General features: G+C 59.6%; 4 protein-coding genes and 1 tRNA gene. 3 read left to right on the top strand and 2 right to left on the bottom strand.

Going from position 1 to position 4,679, the window contains the following annotated elements:
• The first annotated feature begins 38 nt into the window (after window positions 1-38).
• Window positions 39-125: transfer RNA gene (locus LHW45_11035), tRNA-Ser, on the top strand.
• 50 nt (window positions 126-175) lie between these two features.
• On the opposite strand, the gene LHW45_11030 is transcribed toward LHW45_11035, so the two are convergent.
• Both LHW45_11030 and LHW45_11025 read right to left on the bottom strand, forming a co-directional pair.
• Entirely contained in the window at window positions 176-1,264 is a 1,089-nt protein-coding gene (locus LHW45_11030) for an iron ABC transporter permease (GenBank protein MCB5286102.1), read from the bottom strand.
• Between the two features lie 47 nt (window positions 1,265-1,311).
• Window positions 1,312-2,682, bottom strand: coding sequence for an ABC transporter substrate-binding protein (locus tag LHW45_11025; protein MCB5286101.1), 1,371 nt, complete (start codon window positions 2,680-2,682; stop codon window positions 1,312-1,314).
• Between the two features lie 54 nt (window positions 2,683-2,736).
• Here LHW45_11025 and LHW45_11020 point away from each other — a divergent pair, with 54 nt between their 5' ends.
• Window positions 2,737-3,561 (top strand): ABC transporter ATP-binding protein, encoded by an 825-nt coding sequence (locus LHW45_11020; GenBank protein MCB5286100.1) that lies wholly within the window; start codon window positions 2,737-2,739, stop codon window positions 3,559-3,561.
• A gap of 12 nt (window positions 3,562-3,573) precedes the next feature.
• Entirely contained in the window at window positions 3,574-4,392 is an 819-nt protein-coding gene (locus LHW45_11015; GenBank protein ID MCB5286099.1) for a class I SAM-dependent methyltransferase, read from the top strand.
• Window positions 4,393-4,679 lie beyond the last annotated feature (287 nt).

Raw genomic sequence — 4,679 nt, 5'->3', positions numbered from 1 at the left:
AAAACCTTTTAATGCAATCATGGGTTAGCCGTCATTACGCCGAGATGGCCCAGCCCGGTAAGGCGCGAGCCTGGAAAGCTCGTGGGGACCTCCCCTCGGGAGTTCGAATCTCCCTCTCGGCGCCATTCTTCTTCAATCCGTACACCTCCCATCCCGTCTCCGATCTGCGTCGGCATCAATCCCTGACGCCCGCCGAGGCCGACACCGACGACAGGAGGAGCAATATCAGTACCGGGCCGCCCACCAGCGCGGTCACCGCCCCCACAGGGAGCATCACGGGTGCGAATACCGTCTTGGCGACCATGTCGGCCACGGAGAGGAGGGCCGCACCGGTCAGTGCAGAGGCCGGCAGGAGGTACTGCATCTCTCCTCCCACGAATATGCGGGATATCTGCGGCGCCAGGAGGCATACGAACCCTATGCAGCCCGTGAAGCTGACGGTCACGGCCGTCAGCAGGCAGGCCATCACCAGTCCGGATGTGCGGACCAGGTCTGTGTTGACGCCCAGTCCCCTGGCGGTGTCGTCCCCCATCCTCATTATGTTCATGTCCTTGGCCAGCAACATCGCGACGACGAGGGCTCCTACGGCCACGACGGCCACGTACGGCACGTTCCACAGCACGACCTCATTCAGATCCCCCACCATCCAGAAAACGACGGACTTCACGGCGCTGGGCTCTCCGAAGAACTGGAATATGGTGTTGCTCGCACTGAACACGTAGGACATGGCCACCCCGCAGAGTACAATCATGAGAGGAGTCATGTTCCTGAATCTGGAGGCCGCGACCACCACGGCCACCGGTATAAGGGAGAAGACGAAAGCGTTGGCTATAATGCCCTCGGTTCCGGCCCCGGCTATGCCTGCCCCCAGGAGGATTACCAGGGCCGCACCGAATCCCGCACCCGAGGACACGCCCAGGGTGTACGGTGTGGCCAGAGGGTTCTTCAGCAGGGACTGGGTTATGCATCCCCCGATCGCCAGCGAGGCACCCGCGAAGACGGCCATTAGCACCCTGGGCGCGCGGAGGTTCATCACTATGCGCATCGTCTGATCGGAAACGTCCCCGAACGTACCGGGCAGCACCCAGTTGACTATGGCCTTGTATGCATCCTCCGCCGAGATGCCCGACGTGCCCACGGTTATGGATATCCCGACCAGGGCGCATACCGCGACCGCCGCCAAGGATATGAAGGCCAGCCTGCGGGCGAACATGCGGGCTATCCTGTACCTTTCGGTGGAGACAGAAGGGTCGCCGGGTATCATGGTGACTGCCTACCAATACAGAAATAGAAAGGGGAGGGAGCCCCTGTTTATGCCATGGCGGGGCTTATGAAGACCCCGTCAGACCTTATGTCGTAGTCCTCTATTCCCATCCAGTCGGATACATAGCTCTGGTGGTATTCCAGGGGATCCATGTCTGCGAACAGGTCGGGGTGCAGAATCTTGGCCATGTATGCCGCCAGCAGCATGCATCCCGAAGCCCCGTTCCTGAAGTCCCCGGCGATTATCACTATGTTGTCGATGTCCACAAGGTCCCTCCCCTGGGCGGTGGCCAGGGCCTCGTCCATCTGGGTCTGGTCCGACACGGCGTAGCCGTGATCTGGCCCGGCGACGACGGTCGCGGCGAAGGTGTACTTCACACAGTGGCAGAACGCGTAATCTATGTCCGCCGCCACTATAGCCTCGGGGGCCACCTTGACCGCGTAGAGCGTTCTGGATGACGTACCCGAGTACTGATCCTCCGTGAGAACATCCTTGGCGGCGGGATGTCCGCCAGCCAGGATGCAGGACTGCACCATGGGGTCAATGGATGTGTAGACGGACCATGTGGAGGTCTCCACCCCCGTCTGGAAGTAGGACGAGGAGTAGTTGGTCATCAGGACCGTGGGCTTGTCCTCCTCGGATATCCCTGAGGTCACGCTGTCTATGCGGTCCCTTATGTCCAGGAGCCACCCCATGTACTCCTCCGCACGCTCCACGCATCCGAATATGTATCCGGCCTTCAGTATTCCCTGGAAGTATTCCGATTTCGTGGGCTCCTCCACGTTCGGCCGGTACATCCCCAGATACACTACGTCCACATCGGTTAGCTTCTGCTGCTTCTCCTCCGCCCCGGCGTAGGTGAACGTGAGCAAGATGTCCAGATCCATGCTCTCCACGAGCTCGTAGTCGGGGGCGTTCATGTTGACCATGTTCATTACCGCGCTGCCCTCCCCGAAGTAGAAGTCCCTGGCCTGGTAAGGGGCGTTGTCCACCGCCGTCACCTTGTCCTTCTGGCCGAGTATCAGCATGAGCTCGGTGTTGCTGTAGTACTCGCACCCTATGCGGGAGATGTCCCTGCTGATCTCCTTGTCGTGCCCGTCGCCGTCCACCAGCCATATCCTCTGAGCACTTCCGTCTATGAGCGCCCGGACCTGGCTGATATCGTTCTCGTCTATCACCCCGTCGAGATTGGCATCGGAATACTCGCCTGCAGCGGCCTCGCCGGAGATTATGCTCTCCAGTGCTGTGATATCCCTCTCGTCTATCTTCCAGTCGCCGTTCGCATTTCCGTAGATCTGAAGCTCGCCGTCCACGAGCTCCCTGTCCGCGGCCCTGCCGTCGTTCAGAGCCAGAAATGTGCCCGCCCCTGCCGCCAGCAGTATGATTACCGCGACCAACGCTATGACCTTGCTGTTCATGCGGCCTTGTAAGCGTCAGGTAGTTAATATCTTTTTTCCAAAAAGTAACACATAATGATACCAATTATAGATTTCGTCATAAAGATTTTGTACTCGCAAAGTATCATATCGATCATGGAGCTCAAAGTGGACGGTGTTTGTTTCTCGTACGGGAGCGACCCAATCCTGAAGGGGGTCGGGCTGGATCTCGGAAGGAGAGAGATAATGGGCATACTGGGCCCCAACGGCTCCGGGAAGACCACGATGCTGAAATGCATCAACCGCATACTCTCCCCCTCGCAGGGCAGGATGATGATTGATTCCGAGGACATACTCGGAATGAAGGCCAAGGATATCGCCAAGGTCATGGGTTACGTGCCCCAGAACTCCACAGGGGATTACACCGCGCCCACCGTGTACGAGGTGGTAATGATGGGGCGCCGTCCCCACTCCGTGGGGTGGCAGAGCAGCGTCAACGATGACAGGGTGGTCTGGGAATCACTCCGCGAGCTGGGCGTGGATGTGCTGGCCTCGCGCCCTTTCAACAGGCTCAGCAGCGGTCAGACTCAAAGGGTCCTGATGGCCCGCGCCCTGGCGCAGGAGGCGGGAATACTCCTCCTGGATGAACCCACCAGCAACCTGGACATAAGATACCAGATGGAGGTCATGGACACAGTCAGGGATCTGGCCAAGGTCAAGGGAGTGGGGGTCTGCGCCGTGATGCACGACATCGACATGGCACTCAGGTACTGCGACAAGGTCGTCATGCTGGATTCCGGTAGTATCACCGCCGCCGGGGAGGCATCCGAGGTCCTTACACCAGAGAACATAATGGAGACATACGGTGTCAGGGTAACCATAGACAGGAACTACGGCCGCCCGCATGTAATAATACTCTGAACGGAGGATGGGATGTACACGGCAGAGGAATGGGACAGGGAAAGGTCCAGGCACCCGATGCGCGTGCACGGGATGAGACCGGAGGACGAGACACTTATGTGGGAGAGCGTGTCCTCAGGATACTCTCCCGAGCGCTACGGCGGGATCGTGCGGGCATTCGCGGAGGACCTGTCGTCCGACGGGATTCTGGAGGGGTCGACGGACCTTCTCGACGTGGGCTGCGGGCCCGGCACCTGCATACTTCCCTTCCGCGGGCGCGTCGGAAGCATCACCTGCCTGGATCCGAGCCCGGGCATGCTATCCCGGGCGGCGGGCCTATGCGAGGAGAACGGCATACGCGACGTCAGTCTCATATGCTGCGACTGGGGGTCGTTTCCCGAGGATCGCGGATACGACGTCGTCTTCTCGTCTCTCTGTCCTGCGATGAACTCCCCGGATTCGCTGGAGAAGATGGAGAGATGCTCCCGGGGGTTCTGCGTGTACGTATCGTCCGCAGGGAGAGGGTGCAGCATGGAGTCGGAGATATGGAGGGAACTGGGTTACGACTGCTCCTACGAAGGATACAACCCGCGTTATCCGTACGGCTTCCTGCTTTCGAAGGGCAGGAGACCGAGGCTCAGGTTCTACAGGGAAACGAGGCTGGTCAGCGACCGTGTAGAGGACAGGATACAGAGGGAGACAGCGAACGTGGCAAGATACCTGAGCGTGGGGGAAAGGGAGCTGGACTCCATACGTTCGGTCGTCCGCTCCCACGCCTCCGACGGCGTCTTGGAGGAGCTTCAGGAGATCAGGATGGGTATGATCACTTGGGAATGCCCGGAAGATCTCTGAGCCTTAGAAATCCGTTCAACCCCTGATCGATATCGATGTCTTAACCGATCGGATATGTTTCAACAGATTGTGTAAGTAGGTTTACCTCTTGTTTGACACCACCCTCGAACCTGCCTCCGGCGTTGTCCGGTCTCCTCGCATCCGAGCACCGAAGGCTATCCGGTCCCGTGGCCGCGTGAACGGCCCTCACGCCCTGCGGGCGACCCTTCCGGACAGCCGTCTGGAGACCGTCTGGACCAGGAGGGCCGCCGCTATCGACAGCAGCATGGCTAGCACAACCTCGGCGT

The sequence above is a fragment of the Candidatus Cloacimonadota bacterium genome (assembly GCA_020532085.1).
Lineage (GTDB): Bacteria > Cloacimonadota > Cloacimonadia > Cloacimonadales > Cloacimonadaceae > Syntrophosphaera.
The sequence above is the reverse complement of the archived record's forward strand: the minus strand, read 5'-3'. Positions and strand labels throughout refer to the sequence as shown.